Annotated in this window: 24 protein-coding genes; all 24 read right to left on the minus strand. The window is 66.2% G+C overall.

The genetic code is table 11. The features are described 5' to 3' along the window. Position 1: 1 nt before the first annotated feature. The 24 genes from rplF to rpoB all read right to left on the minus strand — a co-directional run bounded on the left by rplF (position 2) and on the right by rpoB (position 22,505). Positions 2 to 544: a 50S ribosomal protein L6 gene (rplF, locus tag OG474_RS10925; RefSeq protein WP_405062141.1), complete on the minus strand. Its 543-nt coding sequence runs from the start codon at positions 542 to 544 to the stop codon at positions 2 to 4. 27 nt (positions 545 to 571) lie between these two features. Beyond that, positions 572 to 979: a 30S ribosomal protein S8 gene (gene rpsH, locus OG474_RS10930; protein WP_405062142.1), complete on the minus strand. Its 408-nt coding sequence runs from the start codon at positions 977 to 979 to the stop codon at positions 572 to 574. A gap of 91 nt (positions 980 to 1,070) precedes the next feature. Beyond that, entirely contained in the window at positions 1,071 to 1,256 is a 186-nt protein-coding gene (locus OG474_RS10935) for a type Z 30S ribosomal protein S14 (RefSeq protein ID WP_132167346.1), read from the minus strand. Position 1,257: 1 nt separating this feature from the next. Beyond that, positions 1,258 to 1,827 (minus strand): 50S ribosomal protein L5, encoded by a 570-nt coding sequence (rplE, locus tag OG474_RS10940; RefSeq protein WP_405062143.1) that lies wholly within the window; start codon positions 1,825 to 1,827, stop codon positions 1,258 to 1,260. After that, positions 1,827 to 2,216, minus strand: a complete 390-nt coding sequence (rplX, locus tag OG474_RS10945; RefSeq protein WP_132167348.1) for a 50S ribosomal protein L24 — start codon at positions 2,214 to 2,216, stop codon at positions 1,827 to 1,829. The genes rplE and rplX overlap by 1 nt, the downstream gene beginning before the upstream one ends. A gap of 1 nt (position 2,217) precedes the next feature. Continuing rightward, positions 2,218 to 2,586, minus strand: a complete 369-nt coding sequence (rplN, locus tag OG474_RS10950; RefSeq protein WP_020388099.1) for a 50S ribosomal protein L14 — start codon at positions 2,584 to 2,586, stop codon at positions 2,218 to 2,220. Positions 2,587 to 2,707: 121 nt separating this feature from the next. Then, entirely contained in the window at positions 2,708 to 3,004 is a 297-nt protein-coding gene (gene rpsQ / locus OG474_RS10955; protein ID WP_405062144.1) for a 30S ribosomal protein S17, read from the minus strand. Next, entirely contained in the window at positions 3,001 to 3,291 is a 291-nt protein-coding gene (gene rpmC, locus OG474_RS10960) for a 50S ribosomal protein L29 (RefSeq protein ID WP_405062145.1), read from the minus strand. The genes rpsQ and rpmC overlap by 4 nt, the downstream gene beginning before the upstream one ends. Further along, a complete protein-coding gene (rplP, locus tag OG474_RS10965; protein WP_405062146.1) occupies positions 3,291 to 3,710 on the minus strand; it encodes a 50S ribosomal protein L16 in 420 nt (139 codons plus the stop codon). The genes rpmC and rplP overlap by 1 nt, the downstream gene beginning before the upstream one ends. A gap of 3 nt (positions 3,711 to 3,713) precedes the next feature. Next, positions 3,714 to 4,565, minus strand: a complete 852-nt coding sequence (rpsC, locus tag OG474_RS10970) for a 30S ribosomal protein S3 (protein ID WP_405062147.1) — start codon at positions 4,563 to 4,565, stop codon at positions 3,714 to 3,716. 1 nt (position 4,566) lies between these two features. Further along, entirely contained in the window at positions 4,567 to 5,166 is a 600-nt protein-coding gene (rplV, locus tag OG474_RS10975; RefSeq protein ID WP_405062148.1) for a 50S ribosomal protein L22, read from the minus strand. A 51-nt stretch (positions 5,167 to 5,217) separates the two neighbouring features. After that, positions 5,218 to 5,499, minus strand: coding sequence for a 30S ribosomal protein S19 (gene rpsS / locus OG474_RS10980; protein ID WP_130441496.1), 282 nt, complete (start codon positions 5,497 to 5,499; stop codon positions 5,218 to 5,220). Between the two features lie 15 nt (positions 5,500 to 5,514). Then, positions 5,515 to 6,348 (minus strand): 50S ribosomal protein L2, encoded by an 834-nt coding sequence (gene rplB, locus OG474_RS10985; RefSeq protein ID WP_132167354.1) that lies wholly within the window; start codon positions 6,346 to 6,348, stop codon positions 5,515 to 5,517. Continuing rightward, complete coding sequence (rplW, locus tag OG474_RS10990) at positions 6,348 to 6,653, minus strand: 50S ribosomal protein L23 (RefSeq protein WP_132402657.1); 306 nt, start codon at positions 6,651 to 6,653, stop codon at positions 6,348 to 6,350. Before rplW ends, rplB begins: the two co-directional genes overlap by 1 nt. Further along, positions 6,650 to 7,345, minus strand: coding sequence for a 50S ribosomal protein L4 (gene rplD / locus OG474_RS10995; protein WP_405062149.1), 696 nt, complete (start codon positions 7,343 to 7,345; stop codon positions 6,650 to 6,652). The genes rplW and rplD overlap by 4 nt, the downstream gene beginning before the upstream one ends. Next, positions 7,342 to 7,998 (minus strand): 50S ribosomal protein L3, encoded by a 657-nt coding sequence (gene rplC, locus OG474_RS11000; protein WP_405062150.1) that lies wholly within the window; start codon positions 7,996 to 7,998, stop codon positions 7,342 to 7,344. The genes rplD and rplC overlap by 4 nt, the downstream gene beginning before the upstream one ends. Before the next feature lie 16 nt (positions 7,999 to 8,014). After that, entirely contained in the window at positions 8,015 to 8,323 is a 309-nt protein-coding gene (gene rpsJ / locus OG474_RS11005) for a 30S ribosomal protein S10 (RefSeq protein ID WP_012923688.1), read from the minus strand. 371 nt (positions 8,324 to 8,694) lie between these two features. After that, positions 8,695 to 9,888 carry an elongation factor Tu gene (tuf, locus tag OG474_RS11010; RefSeq protein WP_405062151.1) on the minus strand — a complete coding sequence of 398 codons (1,194 nt, stop codon included), beginning with the start codon at positions 9,886 to 9,888 and terminating at the stop codon, positions 8,695 to 8,697. Positions 9,889 to 9,960: 72 nt separating this feature from the next. Beyond that, entirely contained in the window at positions 9,961 to 12,021 is a 2,061-nt protein-coding gene (fusA, locus tag OG474_RS11015; protein WP_405064562.1) for an elongation factor G, read from the minus strand. Between the two features lie 122 nt (positions 12,022 to 12,143). Beyond that, positions 12,144 to 12,614 (minus strand): 30S ribosomal protein S7, encoded by a 471-nt coding sequence (gene rpsG, locus OG474_RS11020; RefSeq protein ID WP_132402672.1) that lies wholly within the window; start codon positions 12,612 to 12,614, stop codon positions 12,144 to 12,146. Then, a complete protein-coding gene (rpsL, locus tag OG474_RS11025; protein WP_012923692.1) occupies positions 12,614 to 12,988 on the minus strand; it encodes a 30S ribosomal protein S12 in 375 nt (124 codons plus the stop codon). The genes rpsG and rpsL overlap by 1 nt, the downstream gene beginning before the upstream one ends. A gap of 404 nt (positions 12,989 to 13,392) precedes the next feature. Continuing rightward, on the minus strand, positions 13,393 to 14,736 hold the full coding sequence (locus OG474_RS11030; protein WP_405062152.1) for a nuclear transport factor 2 family protein: 1,344 nt from the start codon (positions 14,734 to 14,736) through the stop codon (positions 13,393 to 13,395). Positions 14,737 to 15,090: 354 nt separating this feature from the next. Next, entirely contained in the window at positions 15,091 to 18,951 is a 3,861-nt protein-coding gene (locus OG474_RS11035; protein WP_405062153.1) for a DNA-directed RNA polymerase subunit beta', read from the minus strand. 68 nt (positions 18,952 to 19,019) lie between these two features. Next, complete coding sequence (gene rpoB / locus OG474_RS11040) at positions 19,020 to 22,505, minus strand: DNA-directed RNA polymerase subunit beta (RefSeq protein ID WP_405062154.1); 3,486 nt, start codon at positions 22,503 to 22,505, stop codon at positions 19,020 to 19,022. Positions 22,506 to 22,700 lie beyond the last annotated feature (195 nt).

A 22,700-nucleotide genomic window follows, 5' to 3' on the forward strand; every position in this document is an offset into this window, starting at 1 on the left:
GTTACTTACCAGCCTTTCCGACCTTGCGGCGGACCTGCTCGCCGGCGTACCGCACACCCTTGCCCTTGTACGGCTCGGGCTTGCGCAGCTTGCGGATGTTGGCAGCGACCTCGCCGACCGACTGCTTGTCGATCCCGACGACCGAGAAACGGGTCGGGGCCTCGACGTTGAACGTGATGCCCTCGGGAGCGTCCACGGTGATCGTGTGGCTGTACCCGAGCGAGAACTCCAGCTGGGTCGGTCCCTTGGCCAGGACGCGGTACCCGACGCCGACGATCTCGAGCTTCTTCTCGTAGCCGTCCGTCACGCCGGTCACCAGGTTGGCGATCAGGGTGCGGGACAGGCCGTGCAGTTCCTTGCTCTTACGCTGCTCGTCCGGACGCGAGACGGCGATCGTGCCGTCCTCGTCGCGGGCGACCGCGATGGGCTCCGCAACAACGTGCGAGAGCTGGCCCTTGGGGCCCTTCACGGTGACCGTCTGGCCGTCGATCGTGACGTCGACGCCGGACGGGACCGTGATCGGGAGCTTACCGATGCGAGACATGAGAGTGGTCCTCCTTCCGGTTCTTCGTCACCAGACGTAGGCGAGGACTTCCCCGCCAACGCCCTTGTGCTTGGCCTGACGGTCGGTCAGCAGTCCCTGGGACGTCGAGATGATCGCGACACCCAGGCCACCGAGGACCTTCGGCAGGTTGGTCGACTTCGCGTAGACCCGCAGGCCCGGCTTCGAGATCCGCCGGATGCCCGCCAGGGAGCGCTCGCGGGTCGGGCCGAACTTGAGGTCGACGATCAGGGTCTTGCCGACGGCGCCCTCTTTGGGCTCCTCAACCTTGTAGGAGGAGATGTAGCCCTCCTGCTGAAGGATGTCGGCGATGCCCTGCTTGATCTTGCTGTAAGGCATCGAGGTCGACTCGTGGTACGCCTGGTTGGCGTTGCGCAGACGCGTCAGCATGTCTGCGATCGGGTCGGTCATTGTCATGGCCTGGGGCCTCTTTCCCGCCGTGGTTTCGCCGCGCGGCGACCTACGGTGACTAGATGGTGAAGGGAGAAACGATCAGGGGTGGAGACGGTCACCAGCTGGACTTGGTCACACCGGGCAGCTCGCCCCGGTGCGCCATCTCCCGCAGGCAGATCCGGCAGAGGCCGAACTTGCGGAAGACCGCCTTCGGCCGGCCGCAGCGCTGGCAGCGCGTGTAACCGCGCACCGCGAACTTCGGCGTCCTGGCCTGCTTGACCTTCAGTGCTGTCTTCGCCACGTCAGTTCTCCTTGAACGGGAAGCCGAGTGCCCGCAGCAGGGCCCGGCCCTCGTCGTCGTTCTTGGCGGTGGTCACCACGGTGATGTCCATGCCGCGGACCCGGTCGATGCGGTCCTGGTTGATCTCGTGGAACATCACCTGCTCGGTCAGACCGAAGGTGTAGTTCCCGGTGCCGTCGAACTGCTTCGGGGACAGACCGCGGAAGTCGCGGATCCGGGGCAGCGCCAGCGAGAGCAGCCGGTCCAGGAACTCCCACATCCGGTCGCCGCGCAGCGTGACGTGCGCACCGATCGGCATGCCTTCACGCAGCTTGAACTGGGCGATGGACTTGCGGGCCTTGGTCACCTGCGGCTTCTGGCCGGTGATCGCGGCCAGGTCCTTGACGGCGCCGTCGATCAGCTTGGAGTCACGGGCCGCCTCGCCGACGCCCATGTTCACCACGATCTTGGTGAGGCCGGGTACCTGCATGGCGTTCGCGTAGCCGAACTCCTCGTTCAGCTTCGCGATGATCTCCTCGCGGTACTTCGTCTTCAGCCGGGGCAGAACCCGCTCGGTCACTGTCTCGGTCATCAGATCTCCTCGCCGGTACGCCGCGAGATCCGCACGCTCCGGAAACCGGCGTACGTCGAACCGTCCGGGCGACGCTTCTGCACCTCGACGCGGTTGTAGCCGACGCGGGTGGTCACCTTCTGCTTCTTGCCGTCCTTCTCGATCTCGACCAGAAGCATCACGTTGGAGACGTGGATCGGGGCTTCCTGGGTGACGATGCCACCCGTGGTGCCGCCGCGCTGGGCCTGCTGCACCTTGGTGTGCTTCTTGACCCGGTTCACGCCCTCGACGATGACCTTCTCGGCATCCGGCAGGACCTGAATGATCTTGCCTTCGAGACCCTTGGACTTACCGGCGATCACACGAACCTGATCGCCCTTCTTCACGTGCAGTTTGCGCTGTGCAGCCATCTCAGAGCACCTCCGGAGCAAGCGAGATGATCTTCATGAACTTCTTCTCGCGCAGCTCCCGGCCGACCGGCCCGAAGATGCGGGTACCGCGGGGCTCACCGTCGGCCTTGAGGATCACCGCGGCGTTCTCGTCGAACCGGATGTAGGAGCCGTCCGGACGCCGGCGCTCCTTCACGGTGCGAACGATGACTGCCTTGACGACGTCGCCCTTCTTGACGCCGCCGCCCGGGATCGCGTCCTTGACGGTGGCGACGATCGTGTCACCGACACCGGCATAGCGCCGACCGGAGCCACCGAGCACGCGGATGCAAAGAATTTCCTTTGCCCCCGTGTTGTCGGCGACTTTCAGTCGCGACTCCTGCTGGATCATCTGTTGATCTCCTGGTTGTCTCGCTGGTTCTCACTCACGTGAGCCTTGCGGAACGAATAATTTCGATTGGTTGCCGGGCCCGGTACCGCGGTGCTGAGCACCGCGGGACCGGCCGGAACGCTTACTTGGCCTTCTCGAGGATCTCGACGACACGCCAGCGCTTGGTCGCCGACAGCGGCCGGGTCTCCATCAGGAGGACCCGGTCGCCGATACCGGCGGCGTTCTGCTCGTCGTGTGCCTTGAGCTTGCTCGTGCGGCGGAGGACCTTGCCGTAGAGCTTGTGCTTGACCCGGTCCTCGACCTCGACGGTGACGGTCTTGTCCATCTTGTCGCTCAGTACCAGACCCTCACGGGTCTTACGGGCACCTCGCGCCTCGGGGGTCGTGCTCACGGTCTCGTCCTTCACGTTCTCGGTCATGCCTTGGCCTCGGCCTTCTCGGTCTCTTCCGCAGACTCGGTCTCTTCGACCTCAGCTGCGGCAACCGGAGCGTCGACCTCTTCGGTGATGCCGAGCGCACGCTCGGTCAGCACCGTGTAGATGCGGGCGATGTCCTTACGGACGGCACGCAGCCGGCCGTGCGACTCCAGCTGTCCGGTGGCAGCCTGGAACCGGAGGTTGAACAGCTCCTCCTTGGCTTCGCCGAGCTTGCTCATCAGCTCGTCCCGGCCCAGGTTCCGCAGCTCGGCGGCGGTCAGGATAGCCATCAGTTCTCACCTGCCTCTCGGGTGATGAAGCGGCACTTCATCGGCAACTTGTGAATCGCGCGGCGCATCGCCTCGCGAGCGACGTCCTCGGTCACGCCGGACAGCTCGAACATCACGCGACCGGTCTTCACGTTCGCGATCCACCACTCCGGCGAACCCTTACCGGAACCCATCCGGGTCTCGGCCGGCTTCTTGGTCAGCGGGCGGTCCGGGTAGATGTTGATCCAGACCTTTCCGCCACGCTTGATGTGCCGGGTCATCGCGATACGCGCCGACTCGATCTGCCGGTTGGTCACGTAGTGGTTCTCGAGCGCCTGGATGCCGAACTCGCCGAACGCCAGCGTGGTGCCGCCCTTGGCAGCGCCGGAGCGCTTCGGGTGGTGCTGCTTGCGGTGCTTGACCTTGCGGGGGATGAGCATTGTTCAGCTCTCCGTTCCGGTGGTCTCGGCGGGCTTGTCGGCAGCCGGGGCAGTCGCCTCGGCGGCCGGAGCCGCGTTCCGTGCGTTGTCGCGGCCGCCGTCACGACGGCCACCACGGTCGCCGCCACGGTCGCGGTCGCCACCACGGCCACCACGGTCGTCACGACGGGCCGGCCGACGCTGCTGGGTCGCGGCGCGAGCCGCGGCCTGCGCCTCGCGCTCGGCCCGGGAGCCGGCGACGTCGCCCTTGTAGATCCAGACCTTCACGCCGATCCGGCCGAAGGTCGTGCGGGCCTCGTAGAAGCCGTAGTCGATGTCGGCGCGCAGCGTGTGCAGCGGCACCCGACCCTCGCGGTAGAACTCCGACCGCGACATCTCGGCGCCACCGAGACGACCGGAGCACTGGATCCGGATGCCCAGGGCGCCGCCACGCATGGTGGTCTGCATCGCCTTGCGCATCGCGCGGCGGAACGCCACGCGGCCGGACAGCTGCTCGGCCACACCCTGGGCGACCAACTGCGCGTCGACCTCGGCGTTCTTGACCTCGAGGATGTTCAGCTGCACCTGCTTGCCGGTGAGCTCCTCCAGGCTGCCGCGGATCCGGTCCGCCTCGGCGCCGCGGCGACCGATGACGATGCCCGGACGGGCAGTGTGGATGTCGACACGGACACGGTCACGGGTGCGCTCGATCTCCACACGGGAGATACCGGCGCGCTCCATGCCCTTGCTCAGCAGCTTGCGGATCTTGACGTCTTCGCCGACGTAGTCCTTGTAGAGCTTCTCGGCGTACCAACGGCTCTTGTGATCGGTGCTGATGCCGAGACGGAACCCGTGCGGGTTAACCTTCTGTCCCACGTCAGGACTCCTTCTTCTCAGCGGTGGCCTTCTTGGCAGCCGCCTTCTTGGCGGTCGCCTTCTTGGCCGGCTTGTCAGCTGCGTCCGACTTCTCGGCAGCAGCCTTCTTCGCCGTCTTCTTGGCCGGAGCCTTCTTCGCCGTCTCGGCCTTGGCCTCGTCCGCCTTCTTGGCGGTCTTGGCCGGTGCCTTGGCGGCGGGCTCCTCGATGACGCGCGGCTGCACCACAACAGTGATGTGGCTGGTCCGCTTGTCGATCCGGGTCGCCCGACCCTGGGCGCGGGGGCGGTGACGCTTCAGCGTCGGGCCCTCGTCGATCAGGATCTTCGAGACGATCAACTCGTCCCGGCTCAGGTGCTCGGTGCCCTCGGCGTTCGCCGCGGCGCTGTCCACGACCTTGTACACGGTCGCGGCAGCGGCCTGCGGGGCGAACTTCAGAGTGGCGAGTGCGTCGTCGACGCCCACACCGCGCACCAGATCGGCCACGCGACGCGCCTTCATCGGCGTCACGCGGACGAAGCGCGCGACCGCGAAGGCCCCGGGCTGCTCGCCCAACAGGCTCTCGCGACGGGCACTGACGGCCCTACGCTCTTGAACGCTCATGATGTTCGAATCTCTCCGTAGGTTGCTTTCGCGTCGTCAACTGACCAGCGGTCAGCGACGCCGTGACTTCCGGTCGTCCTTCTCGTGACCCTTGAACGTCCGGGTCGGGGCGAACTCGCCGAGCTTGTGCCCGACCATCGCGTCCGTCACGAACACCGGCACGTGCTTGCGGCCGTCGTGCACCGCAATCGTGTGGCCGATCATGTCCGGCACGATCATCGATCGGCGGGACCAGGTCTTGATGACATTCTTGGTGCCCTTTTCGTTCTGCACCTCCACCTTCTTTGCCAGGTGGTGGTCGACGAACGGGCCCTTCTTCAAGCTGCGTGGCATTCTGGCCGGCTCCTATCAGCGCTTCTTGCCGGCCTTGCGGCGCCGGACGATCATGCGGTCGCTTTCCTTGCGGGTACGGGTACGGCCCTCGGGCTTGCCCCACGGGGACACCGGGTGGCGTCCACCCGAGGTCTTACCCTCACCACCACCGTGCGGGTGGTCGACCGGGTTCATCGCGACACCGCGGACGGTCGGGCGCTTGCCCTTCCAGCGCATCCGGCCCGCCTTGCCCCAGTTGATGTTCGACTGCTCGCCGTTGCCGACCTCACCGAGGGTGGCGCGGCAGCGTACGTCGACCATCCGGACCTCGCCGGACGGCATCCGCAGGGTTGCCATCCGACCCTCCTTCGCGACCAGCTGAATGCTGGTACCGGCGGAGCGGCCCATCTTGGCGCCACCACCCGGACGCAGCTCGACAGCGTGGATCGTGGAGCCGACCGGGATGTTGCGCAGCGGCAGGTTGTTGCCGATCTTGATGTCGGCGGCCGGACCGTTCTCGACGACGGTGCCCTGCTTCAGGTTGGTCGGGGCGAGGATGTAGCGCTTCTCGCCGTCGACGTAGTGCAGCAGTGCGATCCGCGCGGTGCGGTTCGGGTCGTACTCGATCTCGGCAACCTTCGCCGGGACGCCGTCCTTGTCGTACCGCTTGAAGTCGATCAGGCGGTACGCCCGCTTGTGACCGCCGCCCTGGTGCCGAGTGGTGATCTTGCCGCTGTTGTTGCGGCCACCCTTCTTCGGCAGCGGACGCAGCAGCGACTTCTCAGGGGTCGAACGGGTGAGCTCGACGAAGTCGGCCACGCTCGAGCCACGACGGCCCGGCGTTGTCGGCTTGTATTTGCGGATACCCATTACGACTGGCCTCCGAAGATATCGATGCGGTCATCGCCCTTGAGGGTGACGATCGCGCGCTTGGTGTCGGGGCGCTTGCCCCAGCCCGCGCGGGTCCGGCGACGCTTGCCCTTGCGGTTCAGCGTGTTGACGTCGTTGACCTTGACCTTGAACACCTTCTCGACCGCGAGCTTGATCTCGGTCTTGTTGGCGTCGGTGGCGACCTCGAACGTGTACTTCTGCTCGTCCAGCAGGCCGTAGCTCTTCTCGCTAACAACCGGCCGCAGCAGCACGTCCCGCGGGTCCTTGTTCACTCCGTGACTCATGCTTCAACCTCCTGCTCGGCCTCGGTCGACGTTGCGACGGCCTTCACGGACTTACCTTTCGGGGCGCCGGCGACGAAGCTGTCCAGCGCGGCCTTGGTGAACACGACCGCGTCGCTGCAGAGAACGTCGTACGCGTTCAGCTGGTCAGCGGCGATCAGGTGCACGTGCTGCACGTTGCGCAGGCTCATCCAGGTGCTGTCATCGGCCCGGTCCACGACGACGAGCGCCTTACCCGGGTCGGTGACGTGCGCCAGGACGTTCAGCGCGCCCTTGGTGGACGGGGTGTCGCCGTCGAGGAAACTCTCGACCACGTACACCCGGCCGTCGCGGGCCCGGTCCGACAGCGAACCGCGAAGCGCGGCGGCGATCATCTTCTTCGGGGTCCGCTGGCTGTAGTCACGCGGCGTGGGGCCGTGAACGACGCCACCACCGGTGAACTGCGGCGCGCGGGTCGATCCCTGACGGGCGCGACCGGTGCCCTTCTGGCGGTACGGCTTGGCGCCACCACCGGACACCTCGCCCCGGCGCTTGACCTTGTGCGTGCCCTGACGGGCCGCGGCCAGCTGCGCCACCACGACCTGGTGGATCAGCGGGATGTTGACCTGTACGTCGAACAGCTCGGCCGGAAGCTCGGCGGAACCCTTCTTGGTGACCTTGTCGCCCTTGACGGCGACGACGTCGACGGTGCTCACTTGGCAGCCCCCTTCGCGGCGTTGCGGATCAGCACCAGGCCGCCCTTGGGACCGGGAACGGCACCCTTGAGCAGGATCAGGCCGCGGTCCACGTCGATGGCGTGCACGGTGATGTTCTGCGTGGTGACCTTCTCGTGGCCCATCCGGCCCGACATCTTCATTCCCTTGAAGACGCGACCGGGGGTGGCGCAGCCGCCGATGGAACCCGGCGAACGGTGCTTCTTGTGGACACCGTGGCTGGCGCGCAGACCGTGGAAGCCGTGGCGCTTCATGACACCGGCGAAGCCCTTGCCCTTGCTGGTGGCGGAGACGTCGACCAGCTCGCCGGCCTCGAACGCCTCGGCCTTGATCTCCTGGCCGAGCGTGTACTCGCTGGCGTCGGCGGTCCGCAGCTCGAGCAGGTGGCGGCGAGGAGTCACGCCGGCCTTCTCGAAGTGGCCGCGCATCGGCGAGGTCACCTTGCGGGGGTCGATGTCACCGAAGGCGATCTGGACGCCGTCGTACCCGGCGTCGGCCGCGGTACGCACACCGGTGACGACACACGGGCCGGCCTGGATCACGGTGACGGGGACGACTCGGTTGTTCTCGTCCCAGGTCTGGGTCATGCCGAGCTTGGTGCCCAGCAGCCCTCGCGTGTTCTTGTTATTGCTCATTGGCTGTTCGCGTCCCTCAGAGCTTGATCTCGATGTCGACGCCGGCCGGCAGGTCGAGACGCATCAGCGAGTCGACGGTCTTCGGCGTGGGGTCGATGATGTCGATGAGCCGCTTGTGGGTGCGCATCTCGAAGTGCTCGCGGCTGTCCTTGTACTTGTGCGGCGAGCGGATGACGCAGAACACGTTCTTTTCCGTCGGCAACGGCACCGGGCCAGCAACCTTCGCACCAGTACGCGTCACCGTGTCGACAATCTTGCGCGCCGAGCTGTCGATGACCTCGTGGTCGTAGGCCTTCAGCCGGATGCGGATCTTCTGTCCCGCCATCGCTTCGCTTCGTCCTTCTCTATCGTCTTCGTTGCGTTGCTCCGACCCCCGCGGTCGGGTGTGTCGCCGTGTGCCTAAAAATCTGCGCGGCACACGCGTGACTCACCGCTTCGTCGATCGGGATGGTGATCGGGGACCGGTCTCGGACCGGCCCTCGGCATGGTCTCCGGTCCGGCGCACCAGCCAGACGAGAACGTCTGGGGCGCACCCCGGCAACCTCGCCTGAGCAACCTGAATATTGTGCCAGAGATCGGCGTCGAAACGCCAATCGGGTGGCTTTGAGCCCGATCCCCAGCCCACCTGAGCGGGGATCGGGTGCAAAGCAGAGGTCCGCGGGGCTCAGACTGCGAGCCCTCGCGGACCTCGTGAGATCACTTGAGGATCTTGGTGACCCGGCCGGCGCCGACGGTACGGCCACCTTCACGGATCGCGAACTTGAGGTTCTCCTCCATGGCGATCGGCTGGATCAGCTCGACGTTCATGTCGGTGTTGTCGCCCGGCATGACCATCTCGGTGCCCTCGGGGAGGGTAACGACGCCGGTCACGTCCGTGGTACGGAAGTAGAACTGCGGGCGGTAGTTCTGGAAGAACGGCGTGTGCCGGCCGCCCTCTTCCTTCGAGAGGATGTAGACCGAAGCCTCGAAGGAGGTGTGCGGGGTCGTGGTGCCCGGCTTGATGACAACCATGCCGCGCTCGACGTCCTCGCGCTTGGTGCCACGAAGCAGCAGACCGACGTTCTCGCCGGCCTCGCCGGTGTCGAGCAGCTTGCGGAACATCTCGATACCGGTGACCGTGGTCGTCTGCTTGGTCTCACGGATGCCGACGATGTCGACGGTCTCGTTGACCTTCACGACGCCCCGCTCGATGCGGCCGGTGATGACGGTTCCACGACCGGTGATCGTGAAGACGTCCTCGACGGGCATCAGGAACGGCTTGTCGATCTCGCGGACCGGCTGCGGGATGTAGGCGTCGACGGCGTCCATCAGCTCGACGATCGACTCGCCCCACTTCGCGTCGCCCTGCAGCGCCGGGTGAGCGGCGACGCGGACGATCGGCGCGTTGTCGCCGTCGAACTCCTGCTCGGAGAGCAGCTCGCGAACCTCGAGCTCGACGAGCTCCAGGATCTCCTCGTCGTCGACCATGTCGCACTTGTTCAGCGCGACGACCATCGCCGGCACGCCGACCTGACGGGCGAGCAGCACGTGCTCACGCGTCTGGGGCATCGGGCCGTCGGTGGCGGCGACGACCAGGATCGCACCGTCCATCTGGGCCGCACCGGTGATCATGTTCTTGATGTAGTCGGCGTGACCCGGGCAGTCGACGTGGGCGTAGTGCCGGGCCTCGGTCTGGTACTCGACGTGCGCGATCGAGATCGTGATACCGCGCTGACGCTCTTCCGGCGCCTTGTCGATCTGATCGAAGGCCGACGCCTCGTTCAGGGTCGGGTACTTGTCGTGCAGCACCTTGGTGATCGCCGCGGTAAGAGTGGTCTTACCGTGGTCGATGTGACCGATGGTGCCGATGTTGACGTGCGGCTTAGTCCGCTCGAACTTCGCCTTAGCCACTGGGGCCCTCCTGGAAAGTGTTGACTTACGCCGTACGCCGACGCGCTGTGGGTTGGTTGGACCGGAGCGAGATTACTCGCCGCGGGCCTTCTTGATGATCTCTTCCGCCACGTTCTTCGGAACCTCGGCGTAGGAATCGAACTGCATCGAGTACGACGCACGGCCCTGGGTCTTCGACCGCAGGTCACCGACATACCCGAACATCTCGGACAGCGGCACAGAAGCCTTGATCGCCCGGCTGCCACCGGGGCCCTCGTCCATCGACTGGATCTGGCCACGACGGGAGTTGAGGTCGCCGATCACTTCACCCATGTAGTCCTCGGGAGTAATCACCTCGACCGCGAACATCGGCTCGAGGATGACCGGATTCGCCCGGCGGGCGGCATCCTTGAAGGCCATCGAACCGGCGATCTTGAACGCGAGCTCGGAGGAGTCGACGTCGTGGTAGGCGCCGTCGGTCAGGGTGACCTTGACGTCGACCATCGGGTAGCCGGCCAGTACGCCGAACTCCATCGCTTCCTGCGCGCCCTCGTCCACCGACGGGATGTACTCCCGGGGGATACGGCCACCGGTGACGGCGTTGACGAACTCGTAACCGCCCTCGCCACCGGCCTCGACCGAAGTCGGCTCGATGTTGATGATCACACGCGCGAACTGACCCGAACCACCGGTCTGCTTCTTGTGCGTGTAGTCGACCTTCTCGACCTTCTTCTTGATCGTCTCGCGGTAGGCCACCTGCGGCTTGCCGACGTTGGCCTCGACGCGGAACTCGCGCTTCATCCGGTCGACCAGCACCTCGAGGTGCAGCTCACCCATACCGGCGATGATCGTCTGGCCGGTGTCCTCGTCGGTCCGGACCTGGAAGGTCGGGTCCTCCTCGGCGAGCCGCTGGATCGCGACGCCCAGCTTCTCCTGGTCGCCCTTCGACTTGGGCTCGATGGCGACCGAGATCACCGGTGCCGGGAACTGCATCGACTCCAGCACGACCGGCTTGCTCGGGTCGGCCAGCGTCTCACCGGTGGTGGTGTCCTTGAGACCCATCACGGCGACGATGTGGCCGGCGCCGATCGAGGCGATCTCTTCACGCTTGTTCGCGTGCATCCGGTAGATCTTGCCGATCCGCTCCTTGCGCCCCTTGGTGGGGTTCAGGACCTGCGTGCCGGTCTCGAGCTTGCCGGAGTACACCCGGATGAAGGTCAGCTTGCCCAGGTGCGGGTCGGCCGCGATCTTGAACGCCAGCGCCGAGAACGGCTCGCTGTCGTCCGGCTTGCGCAGCACGACCAGGTCGCCGTCCTTGACGTCGTGGCCCTCGATGGCCGGAACGTCGAGCGGGCTGGGCAGGTACGCGTTGATCGCGTCGAGCAGCGGCTGGACGCCCTTGTTCTTGAACGCCGTGCCGGTCAGCACCGGGGTCAGCTTGGAGGCGATCGTCGCGCGGCGGATGCCGGCCACGATCTGCTCCTGGGTGGGCTCGACGCCCTCCAGGTACATCTCCATGATCTCGTCGTCGGCCTCGGCCAGCGTCTCGATCAGCTTGTCGCGCCACTCGGCCGCGATCTCGGTGTGACTGGCCGGGATCTCCTCGACCGCGTAGTCCTCACCCATCGTCGTCTCGCCACGCCAGGTGAGCGCGCGCATGCCGACCAGGTCGACGACGCCGATGAAGTCGGACTCCGCACCGATCGGCAGCTGCAGCACCAGCGGTGTCGCGGCGAGCCGGTCGATGATCATGTCGACACAGCGCATGAACTCCGCGCCGGTCCGGTCGAGCTTGTTCACGAAGCAGATGCGCGGTACGCCGTACCGGTCCGCCTGGCGCCACACGGTCTCGGACTGCGGCTCGACACCGGCGACACCGTCGAACACCGCGACGGCACCGTCGAGGACGCGCAGCGAGCGCTCTACCTCGACCGTGAAGTCGACGTGCCCGGGGGTGTCGATGATGTTGATGGTGTGGTCTTTCCAGGTGCAGGTCGTCGCGGCGGACGTGATCGTGATGCCGCGCTCCTGCTCCTGCTCCATCCAGTCCATCGTGGCGGCGCCGTCGTGGACCTCACCGATCTTGTACGTGATACCGGTGTAGAAGAGGATCCGCTCCGTCGTCGTCGTCTTACCGGCGTCGATGTGAGCCATGATTCCGATGTTGCGGACCTTGGCCAGGTCGGTGGTGATTTGTACGGCCACCTCGGTGGTCTACCTCTCGATTCTGTGCTGCGTAAAAAGTGTGAGTGCGGGGGTCCGGATCGGACCCCGGATCACCAGCGGTAGTGGGCGAAGGCCTTGTTGGCTTCGGCCATCTTGTGCGTGTCCTCGCGGCGCTTGACCGAGGCACCCAGACCGTTCGACGCGTCCAGGATCTCGTTCATCAGGCGCTCGGCCATCGTCTTCTCGCGGCGGGCGCGGGAGTACGAGGTCAGCCAGCGCAGGGCCAGCGTGTTCGAACGGCCCGGCTTGACCTCGATCGGCACCTGGTAGGTGGCGCCACCGACTCGGCGGCTCTTCACCTCGATGCTCGGCTTGACGTTGTCGAGCGCGCGCTTGAGCGTGATGACCGGGTCGGTGCCCGTCTTCGTCTTCGTGCCCTCGAGGGCCGTGTAGACGATGCTCTGCGCGATCTGCTTCTTGCCGTCGACCAGGATCTTCGAGATCAACTGGGTGACGAGCGGCGAACTGTAGACCGGGTCAATGATGACCGGCCGCTTCGGGGCGGGACCCTTGCGCGGCATTAGCTCTTCTCCTTCTTCGCGCCGTAACGGCTACGAGCCTGCTTACGGTTCTTCACACCCTGGGTGTCGAGCGAACCGCGGATGATCTTGTACCGGACACCGGGCAGGTCCTTCACACGACCGCCACGCACGAGCACGATCGAGTGCTCCTGCAGGTTGTGGCCGACGCCGGGGATGTACGCGGTGACCTCGATGCCGCTGGTCAGGCGGACACGCGCGACCTTGCGAAGGGCCGAGTTCGGCTTCTTCGGCGTGGTGGTGTAGACGCGCGTGCACACACCGCGACGCTGAGGGGAACCCTTCAGGGCGGGCGTCTTGTTCTTGGACACCTTGTCCTGGCGGCCCTTGCGGACCAGCTGCTGAATGGTGGGCACCGCGTAGGTCTCTTTCTGTCGTCCGGCTTTCTGCTCATGCTGTGTGCCTGACCCCCGCGGTCGGGTGTGTCGCGTGCACACGGGCGTACCGGAGCCGTAATCTTTCTATCGGCAGGAGTCCCGTGTCACGCGCGCAGACCCGAAATACGACGAGGGGCACGCATGACGGCCCAGGATGACCCGGGCACGATCGTTAAGACTAGCGGCTGCCTCCAGCAGGGTCAAAATGGCTAACCACACCACATCGAGGCTGATCCGCTGTTCCAGTCTACAGGCTTCGCGGAGTACCTCTCACCGCCCCCACAGCAGGTATCCCCGCAAGACCAGTGGGCGCCTGGATCGGCGCCGCTCGCGCGGCGCCGCAGAACGTCCAGCAGGCGGATTGCTGTCTCAGGAGCACCCCGTCAGGAGCGGAACTCGACGTCCGTGATCAGCCCTTCGGCGACGCGGTACAACGCGATCCGGGCCACCGGCTCACCACTGTCGTGGGCCACCTGGTGCTCGACCACCCACTCGCCGACCATCAGTTTCTGCACGACCTCGGTCTTGCAGCGACCGGCGTCGAACAGCGGCCGGTAGAGCTCGCGGAGGAACCGCCGTCCCTTCAGCTCGGTGCCGTCGGCGAACGAGATCTGGGCGGTCGGCGAGTACATCGCCAGGAAAGCCTCCAGATCGTGTGCGGCATAGGCCGAGTGCTCACGCCCGACGACCCGCGCGGCCGCGGTGTCGGCGGGCCCGAACGAGCTCGAGATGCTGCTCAGCAGATCCGTGGTCTCCGGCAGCTGCGCACTGGCGGGTGCGGCAGCTTCCGGCGTTGCCGGGATCTCCTCGATCAGGAGATCGGCCGGCTCGGCGATGGGGAGTTCTTCCTTCACCGGCTCGGGCTTCGGCTTGGTGGCGGCCGGCGTCCGCCGGACGGTCGTGGTCGTGGTGGCCGCGGCGGCGGGCCTGGCCTTCGGTGGCGGGACGAGGAGGTCGCCCTGGGTCCCCGGCTCTTCGCCCAGATGGGCGATCGCCCAGTCCAGAGCCTTGGTGACGGCGTCGCGTGATTCTTCGGTGTGGTCGAGCATGTCGAACCCGTGGTGCCCTTTCGGTACGTCGATGATGTCCAGCGCGGTGCCACCCGCGGAGACGAACTCCGCCACGGGGCCGGCGAGCTCAGCACGCTCGAGCCCGGCCCTGGTCAGCAGCACCGGCAAGACTCTGCCTAATACATTTCCCGCCCCACCGCCCCGGTCGTATTTGCCAATGACCTCGGAGGCATTGACCAGATCGTCGACACCGGGCGGGGTGGCGAGTAGCGGATAGGTGAGCGCGACGCCGCGCAGCCAGTCGGGGCGGCTGTCCAGCCACTCCCCCGCCAGCAGACCGGCACCGGAGAAGAACCACAACATGACCCGCTCCGGGTCGACGCGCGGATCCGAACGCAGAACGCCGATCGCTGCCTCCACCTCGTCGGCGGCGACGGACAGCTTGTCCAGGCCGCTGATGAGGCTGTGATCGACGACCGCGGCCACCGCTCCACGGCGAGCGGCGGCGGTCGCATAGCCCTTGTAGACCGGCCAGTCCCGAGGCGTTGCCTGGAGATCGGGCGGTGCGGGGCCACCGTGCACAAAAAGAATCGCACCGGTCCGGGCACTGCCGGTGGGCCGGTAGATGTCGAGCTCCCCGAGCCTGTCGACCCTGACGTCAGGCCCGTCCAGAACACCCAGGACGAAGGGCCGCAGGTAGGCCGGAAGATCCGTCATGACCCAATCTTGGACTATGCCCCGGACACTTTGAGCCACCACCCCGAGTGTCCCGGTGATCACGATCCGAAACGGCCGATTTCCCTTACCCGTAAAGCGTTTGAACCACCCCACCAAACGCCGACGTCCGAAGGACCCGCAGGCGTGGTCTCCGGATCGTCGGACGTTAGCCGTGGCGGCTCTGGTCGCGGCCGGGAACGGGAATGCCGGGTCCCGCCGCTGCGGCCGAGTCCTTTCGGGCCTCAGCCCACTCGACCGCCAAAGGCGGCCGACTGAAACCAGAGGCGGACCACCCCCGAAAACGCCGGTACGGCGGCACCCCCGAAGGGATACCGCCGTACCGGGTGATTCGAATCAGTTCTGGTACGAACCGAGGTCGAAGTCGTCGAGCGGGACCGACTGCCCGGCGGACGGGCCGAAGTCGTAGTCGTACGACTCGTAGCCGACCATCGAGTACATCGCGGCCTTCGCCTCCTCGGTGGGCTCCACCCGGATGTTGCGGTAACGGTCCATGCCGGTACCCGCCGGGATCAGCTTTCCGATGATGACGTTCTCCTTCAGACCGACCAGGGAGTCGGACTTGCCGTGGATCGCGGCCTCGGTGAGGACGCGGGTCGTCTCCTGGAAGGAGGCGGCCGACAGCCACGACTCGGTGGCCAGCGAGGCCTTGGTGATACCCATCAGCACCGGACGACCGGAGGCCGGCGTACCGCCCTCGGCGACCACGCGGCGGTTCTCACCCTCGAAGAGGATGCGGTCCGCGAGCTCACCCGGCAGCAGGTTCGCATCGCCCGACTCGATCACCGTGACCCGGCGCAGCATCTGCCGGACGATGATCTCGATGTGCTTGTCGTGGATGGCCACACCCTGCGACCGGTACACGGCCTGGACCTCGTCCACCAGGTGCTCCTGCGCCTTGCGAACACCCAGGATCCGCAGCACTTCCTGCGGGTCCGGCGTGCCCTGCATGAGCTGCTGGCCGACCTCGACGTGCTGACCCTCTTCGATCAGCAGACGACCACGCTTCGACACCGGGTAGGCGACCTCCTCGGAACCGTCGTCCGGGGTGAGCACCAGCTTCCGGGTCTTGTCGGTGTCCTCGATCGAGATCCGGCCGGCCGCCTCGGAGATCGGCGCCTTGCCCTTCGGCTGACGCGCCTCGAACAGCTCGACGACACGCGGCAGACCGTGGGTGATGTCATCACCCGCGACACCGCCGGTGTGGAAGGTACGCATCGTCAGCTGCGTGCCCGGCTCACCGATGGACTGCGCCGCGATGATACCGACGGCCTCACCGATGTCGACCGGCTTGCCGGTCGCCAGCGAGCGGCCGTAGCACTTGGCGCAGGTACCGGTCTTGGCGTCACAGGTCAGCACGGAGCGGACCTTGACCTCCTTGACCCCGGCCTCGATCAGCTTCGCGATCGAGACGTCGCCCAGGTCGGCGCCCGCGGTCAGCACGATGCTGCCGTCGGCTCCGGCCGTGTCGGTGGCCAGCGTCCGTGCATAGGCACTGGTCTCGACGTTCTCGGCGTGTACGACGACGCCGTCCGGGCCGTCCTCACCGATCTGCTTGGGCAGACCACGCTCGGTGCCGCAGTCCTCCTCGCGGATGATGACGTCCTGCGAGACGTCCACCAGACGACGGGTCAGGTACCCCGAGTCGGCGGTCCGCAGCGCGGTGTCGGCCAGACCCTTACGAGCACCGTGCGTCGCGATGAAGTACTCGACGACGGACAGACCCTCGCGGAAGTTGGCCTTGATCGGCCGCGCGATGATCTCGCCCTTCGGGTTGGCCACCAGGCCACGCATACCGGCGATCTGCCGGATCTGCATCATGTTGCCTCGGGCACCCGAGTGGACCATCATCCAGATCGGATTGTGCTTCTCGAAGTTCTCCTCCATCGCCTTGCCGACCTCGGCGTTGGCTCCGGTCCAGATCTCGATCAGCTCCTGACGCCGCTCGGACGAGGTGATCAGACCCCGCTCGAACTGCTTCTGGACCTTCTCGGCCTGCGCCTCGTACCGCGCCATGATCTCCGGCTTGGACGGCGGCGTGGAGAAGTCGTCGATGGACACGGTGACACCGGACCGGGTGGCCCAGCGGAAACCGAGGTCCTTCAACGCGTCGAGGGCGTGCGCGACCTCGACCTTCGTGTACCGCTCGGCCAGGTCGTTGACGATCCCGCCGAGCTGCTTCTTGCCGACCTCGAGGTTGACGAAGGTGTAGTCCGCCGGCAGCGTCTCGTTGAACAGTGCCCGGCCCAGCGTGGTCTCCAGGGAGAACCCGCCGTTGGACAGCAACTCCGAGCCCTCCGGCGCACCCGCGCCGGTGAGTCGCAGTGTGATCTTGGCCTGCAGCGACAGCTCGTTGCGGTCGAAGGCCATGATGGCCTCGGCCACGGAGCTGAACGCCCGGCCCTGACCCAGCGCGTCGTCGCGCAGCAGCGTCAGGAAGTAGATGCCGATGATCATGTCCTGGGTCGGCATCGTGACCGGACGGCCGTCAGCAGGCTTCAGGATGTTGTTCGTCGACAGCATCAGGATCCGCGCCTCGGCCTGGGCCTCGGCCGACAGCGGCAGGTGCACCGCCATCTGGTCACCGTCGAAGTCGGCGTTGAACGCCGAGCAGACGAGCGGGTGGATCTGGATCGCCTTGCCCTCGATCAGCTGGGGCTCGAACGCCTGGATGCCCAGTCGGTGCAGCGTAGGCGCGCGGTTCAGCAGCACGGGGTGCTCGGTGATGACCTCTTCCAGCACGTCCCAGACCTGGGCGCGCTGACGCTCGACCATCCGCTTGGCGGACTTGATGTTCTGCGCGTGGTTGAGGTCGACCAGCCGCTTCATCACGAACGGCTTGAACAGCTCCAGCGCCATCGCCTTCGGCAGACCGCACTGGTGCAGCTTCAGCTGCGGGCCGACCACGATGACCGAACGGCCGGAGTAGTCGACGCGCTTGCCCAGCAGGTTCTGACGGAAACGACCCTGCTTGCCCTTGAGCATGTCGGACAGCGACTTCAGCGGCCGGTTGCCCGGGCCGGTGACCGGACGGCCACGACGGCCGTTGTCGAACAGTGCGTCGACGGCCTCCTGCAGCATCCGCTTCTCGTTGTTGACGATGATCTCGGGCGCGCCGAGGTCGAGCAGCCGCTTGAGGCGGTTGTTCCGGTTGATCACCCGGCGGTACAGGTCGTTCAGGTCGGAGGTGGCGAACCGGCCACCGTCGAGCTGGACCATCGGCCGCAGGTCCGGCGGGATGACCGGGACGCAGTCCAGGACCATACCCATCGGGCTGTTGTTGGTGGCCAGGAACGCGGTGACGACCTTGAGCCGCTTCAGGGCGCGGGTCTTGCGCTGGCCCTTACCGGTCTTGATCGTCTCGCGCAGGTTGTCGGCCTCGGCCTTCAGGTCGAAGGTCTCGAGCCGGCGCTGGATCGCGGCCGCGCCCATCGCCCCGGCGAAGTACTTGCCGAAGCGCTCCTTCATGGCGCGGTACAGGATCTCGTCACCCTCGAGGTCCTGGACCTTCAGGTTCTTGAACCGGGTCCAGACCTCGTCGAGACGGTCGATCTCGCGCTGCGCACGGTCGCGCAGCTGCTTGACCTCACGCTCGGCGCCTTCCTTCACCTTGCGGCGGACGTCGGCCTTCGCACCCTCGGACTCGAGCTGCGCGAGGTCTTCCTCGAGCTTCTTCATCCGGGTCTCGATGTCGTTGTCGCGCCGGTTCTCGAGCTGCTTGCGCTCGACGTCGGTCCGGCCCTCCAACGAGGCGAGGTCACGGTGCCGTGCCTCGTCGTCGACGTCGGTGATCATGTACGCCGCGAAGTAGATGACCTTCTCGAGGTCCTTCGGGGCGAGGTCGAGCAGGTAACCGAGCCGAGACGGCACACCCTTGAAGTACCAGATGTGCGTGACCGGCGCGGCCAGCTCGATGTGGCCCATCCGCTCGCGGCGCACCTTGGAGCGGGTGACCTCGACGCCACACCGCTCGCAGATGATGCCCTTGAAGCGAACGCGCTTGTACTTACCGCAGTAGCACTCCCAGTCCCGGGTGGGACCGAAGATCTTCTCGCAGAACAGGCCGTCACGCTCAGGCTTGAGCGTCCGGTAGTTGATCGTCTCGGGCTTCTTGACCTCGCCGTGCGACCACTGGCGGATCTCATCCGCAGTGGCCAGGCCGATCCGAAGCTCGTCGAAGAAGTTCACGTCGAGCACGATGTGTTATCTCCCGTAAAAAGTTGGTCTGAGAAAAGTTTGGCTGTTGATCGAGAGCGGCAACCCGCTCAGACCTCCTCGACGCTGTTCGGCTCACGCCGGGACAGGTCGATTCCCAGTTCTTCCGCCGCGCGGAAGACGTCCTCTTCGCTGTCGCGCATCTCGACCCGGCTTCCGTCGGACGAGAGGACCTCGACATTCAGACACAGAGACTGCATTTCCTTGACCAGAACCTTGAAGGACTCCGGGATACCCGGCTCCGGGATGTTCTCGCCCTTGACGATCGCTTCGTAGACCTTGACCCGACCGACCACGTCGTCCGACTTGATCGTCAGCAGCTCCTGCAGCGCGAAGGCGGCACCGTAGGCCTCGAGGGCCCACACCTCCATCTCGCCGAACCGCTGACCACCGAACTGCGCCTTACCACCCAGCGGCTGCTGCGTGATCATCGAGTACGGACCGGTCGAGCGGGCGTGGATCTTGTCGTCCACCAGGTGGTGCAGCTTCAGCATGTACATGTAGCCGACGCCGACCGGCTCCGGGAAAGGCTCACCCGAACGACCGTCGAACATCCGCGCCTTGCCGGTGCTGTTGACCATCCGGTCGCCGTCGCGGTTCGGCAGCGTCGAGCCGAGCAGGCCGGTGACCTCTTCTTCGCGCGCACCGTCGAAGACGGGGGTTGCGACGTTGGTCATCGGGGGAGCTTCGCCGGCGCCGATCTTGATCAGCCGCTGGGCCCACTCCTCCTTGCTGTCCGGGTCGACCTTCCAGCCGCGACTCGCGACCCAGCCGAGGTGCGTCTCGAGGACCTGACCGACGTTCATCCGGCCGGGCACGCCCAGCGGGTTCAGGATGATGTCGACCTGGGTGCCGTCCTCCATGAACGGCATGTCCTCGACCGGCAGGATCTTCGAGATGACGCCCTTGTTGCCGTGGCGTCCGGCGAGCTTGTCGCCGACGGAGATCTTGCGCTTCTGGGCCACGTAGACGCGGACCAGCTGGTTGACGCCCGGCGGCAGCTCGTCGCCGTTGTCCCGGTCGAAGACCCGGACCCCGATGACGGTGCCCTGCTCGCCGTGCGGAACCTTCAGCGACGTGTCGCGGACCTCGCGCGCCTTCTCACCGAAGATCGCCCGGAGCAGCCGCTCCTCCGGGGTCAGCTCGGTCTCACCCTTGGGCGTGACCTTGCCGACCAGGATGTCACCGGTGGTGACCTCCGCGCCGATCCGGATGATGCCGCGCTCGTCCAGGTCGGCCAGCATCTCGTCGGAGACGTTCGGGATGTCCCGGGTGATCTCCTCCGGACCCAGCTTCGTGTCGCGGGCGTCGACCTCGTGCTCCTCGATGTGGATCGAGGTCAGCAGGTCCTGCTGCACGACGCGCTGCGACAGGATGATCGCGTCTTCGTAGTTGTGACCCTCCCACGGCATGAACGCCACGAGCAGGTTCCGGCCGAGGGCCATCTCGCCCTCGTCGGTGCACGGACCGTCGGCGAGCGGCGACCCGATCTCGACCCGTTGACCGGCGTCGACCAGCGGACGCTGGTTGATGCAGGTGCCCTGGTTCGAGCGACGGAACTTCTGCAGCCGGTAGGTCTGGTAGGTGCCGTCGTCGGCGGCGATCTCGATCAGATCGGCCGAGACCTCCTTGATGACACCGGCCTTCTCGGACACCACCACGTCACCGGCGTCGACCGCACCGCGGTACTCCATGCCGGTGCCGACCAGCGGCGCGTCCGAGGTGATCAGCGGCACCGCCTGGCGCTGCATGTTCGAACCCATCAGCGCGCGGTTGGCGTCGTCGTGCTCGAGGAACGGGATCAGGGCCGTCGCGACCGACACCATCTGGCGCGGGGAGACGTCCATGTAGTCCACGTCCGCGACGAGCGCGAGCTCGACCTCACCGTGGCGACGACGGACCAGCACGCGGTCCTCGGCGAGCCGGCTGTCGTCGGTCAGCGCCGCGTTGGCCTGCGCGATGACGAACCGGTCCTCCTCGTCGGCGGTCAGGTAGTCCACCTGGTCCGTGACGAGACCCTCGACGACCTTGCGGTACGGCGTCTCGACGAACCCGAACGGGTTCACCCGGCCGTACGACGCGAGCGAGCCGATCAGACCGATGTTCGGGCCTTCCGGGGTCTCGATCGGGCACATCCGGCCGTAGTGGGACGGGTGCACGTCGCGGACCTCGAAGCCGGCCCGCTCACGGCTCAGACCACCGGGGCCGAGCGCGTTCAGGCGACGCTTGTGGGTCAGACCGGCGACCGGGTTGGTCTGGTCCATGAACTGCGACAGCTGCGACGTACCGAAGAACTCCTTCAGTGCCGCCACCACCGGACGGATGTTGATCAGGGTCTGCGGCGTGATCGCCTCGACGTCCTGGGTCGTCATCCGCTCCCGGACCACGCGCTCCATCCGGGCCAGGCCGGTGCGCAGCTGGTTCTGGATCAGCTCGCCGACAGTACGCAGCCGCCGGTTGCCGAAGTGGTCGATGTCGTCTTCCTCGACGACGATCTCACCGGTCGGCGCGGGCAGCTCGGTCTTGCCCTCGTGCAGGGCGACCAGGTACTTGATCGTGGCGACGATGTCGTTGATCGTCAGCACGGCCGTGTCGTGGGTCTCGTCGCGACCCAGCTTCTTGTTGATCTTGTAGCGACCGACCTTGGCCAGGTCGTAGCGCTTGCCGTTGAAGTAGTAGTTCTCCAGCAGCGCCTGTGCGGCCTCGCGCGTCGGCGGTTCGCCCGGACGCAGCTTGCGGTAGATGTCCAGCAGCGCGTCGTCCTGCCCGGAGGTGTGGTCCTTCTCCAGGGTGAGGCGGATCGACTCGTACTCGCCGAACTCCTCGAGGATCTGCGCGTCGGTCCAGCCCAGGGCCTTCAGCAGCACGGTGACGTTCTGCTTGCGCTTGCGGTCCAGCCGGACACCGACCATGTCCCGCTTGTCGACCTCGAACTCCAGCCACGCACCGCGCGACGGGATCACCTTGGCGGTGAAGATGTCCTTGTCGGACGTCTTGTCCGGCGTGCGCTCGAAGTACACACCGGGCGAGCGGACGAGCTGCGAGACCACGACACGCTCGGTGCCGTTGATCACGAAGGTGCCCTTGCGCGTCATCAGCGGGAAGTCGCCCATGAAGACGGTCTGGCTCTTGATCTCGCCGGTCTCGTTGTTCATGAACTCGGCGGTGACGAACAGCGGCGCCGAGTAGGTGACGTCGCGCTCCTTGCACTCGTCGACCGTGTTCTTCGGCGGCTCGAATCGGTGGTCGCGGAAAGACAGCGACATGGTGCCGCTGAAGTCCTCGATCGGGGAGATCTCCTCGAAGATCTCTTCCAGACCGGAGGGGCCGGACAGTTCGGTCCGTCCTTCGGCCTCGGCGGCGGCCACGCGGGCCTGCCAGAGTTCGTTACCGACCAGCCAGTCGAAACTGTCCACCTGCAGCGCGAGCAGATCGGGAACCTCGAGAGGCTGCGCGATCTTCGCGAAGGAGATACGGCGGGGAGAGCCGGAAACGTCGGAAATGCTGTCGGACTGGGGGTTGCGCGAGGCGACCAAGGGGCGTCCTTCCACGGGCTCGCAAGGTGTCTTCGGTGCTGGAACTTCTTTGTGGCACTTGCGGTGCTGAGAGCTGAGTGAGCTGAGCGCAGGCCAAACCACCCCAGTCAAGTCGAGACCCGAGCCGAGGTGGGAGAAAGGCAGCGCAAAGCAATAGGCTACCCGATACAGGCAAGCCTGTCCAATGGGGTCCGA

The organism is Kribbella sp. NBC_01505, from assembly GCF_045040285.1.
Taxonomy (GTDB): domain Bacteria; phylum Actinomycetota; class Actinomycetes; order Propionibacteriales; family Kribbellaceae; genus Kribbella.

Excerpts from the sequence above, each read along its gene's own strand:
- rplX (WP_132167348.1), bottom strand. The coding sequence starts at position 2,216 with ATGGCTGCACAGCGCAAACTGCACGTGAAGAAGGGCGATCAGGTTCGT.
- OG474_RS11030 (WP_405062152.1), bottom strand. The coding sequence starts at position 14,736 with ATGACGGATCTTCCGGCCTACCTGCGGCCCTTCGTCCTGGGTGTTCTG.
- fusA (WP_405064562.1), bottom strand. The coding sequence starts at position 12,021 with ATGGCTCACATCGACGCCGGTAAGACGACGACGACGGAGCGGATCCTC.
- rpsQ (WP_405062144.1), bottom strand. The coding sequence starts at position 3,004 with ATGACCGAGAACGTGAAGGACGAGACCGTGAGCACGACCCCCGAGGCG.
- rpsG (WP_132402672.1), bottom strand. The coding sequence starts at position 12,614 with ATGCCGCGCAAGGGTCCCGCCCCGAAGCGGCCGGTCATCATTGACCCG.
- rplP (WP_405062146.1), bottom strand. The coding sequence starts at position 3,710 with ATGCTCATCCCCCGCAAGGTCAAGCACCGCAAGCAGCACCACCCGAAG.
- rplF (WP_405062141.1), bottom strand. The coding sequence starts at position 544 with ATGTCTCGCATCGGTAAGCTCCCGATCACGGTCCCGTCCGGCGTCGAC.
- rpsJ (WP_012923688.1), bottom strand. The coding sequence starts at position 8,323 with ATGGCGGGACAGAAGATCCGCATCCGGCTGAAGGCCTACGACCACGAG.
- rplB (WP_132167354.1), bottom strand. The coding sequence starts at position 6,348 with ATGGGTATCCGCAAATACAAGCCGACAACGCCGGGCCGTCGTGGCTCG.
- rpsH (WP_405062142.1), bottom strand. The coding sequence starts at position 979 with ATGACAATGACCGACCCGATCGCAGACATGCTGACGCGTCTGCGCAAC.
- rplC (WP_405062150.1), bottom strand. The coding sequence starts at position 7,998 with ATGAGCAATAACAAGAACACGCGAGGGCTGCTGGGCACCAAGCTCGGC.
- rplW (WP_132402657.1), bottom strand. The coding sequence starts at position 6,653 with ATGAGTCACGGAGTGAACAAGGACCCGCGGGACGTGCTGCTGCGGCCG.
- rplE (WP_405062143.1), bottom strand. The coding sequence starts at position 1,827 with ATGACCGAGACAGTGACCGAGCGGGTTCTGCCCCGGCTGAAGACGAAG.
- rpmC (WP_405062145.1), bottom strand. The coding sequence starts at position 3,291 with ATGGCTATCCTGACCGCCGCCGAGCTGCGGAACCTGGGCCGGGACGAG.
- rplV (WP_405062148.1), bottom strand. The coding sequence starts at position 5,166 with ATGAGCGTTCAAGAGCGTAGGGCCGTCAGTGCCCGTCGCGAGAGCCTG.
- rplN (WP_020388099.1), bottom strand. The coding sequence starts at position 2,586 with ATGATCCAGCAGGAGTCGCGACTGAAAGTCGCCGACAACACGGGGGCA.
- rpsS (WP_130441496.1), bottom strand. The coding sequence starts at position 5,499 with ATGCCACGCAGCTTGAAGAAGGGCCCGTTCGTCGACCACCACCTGGCA.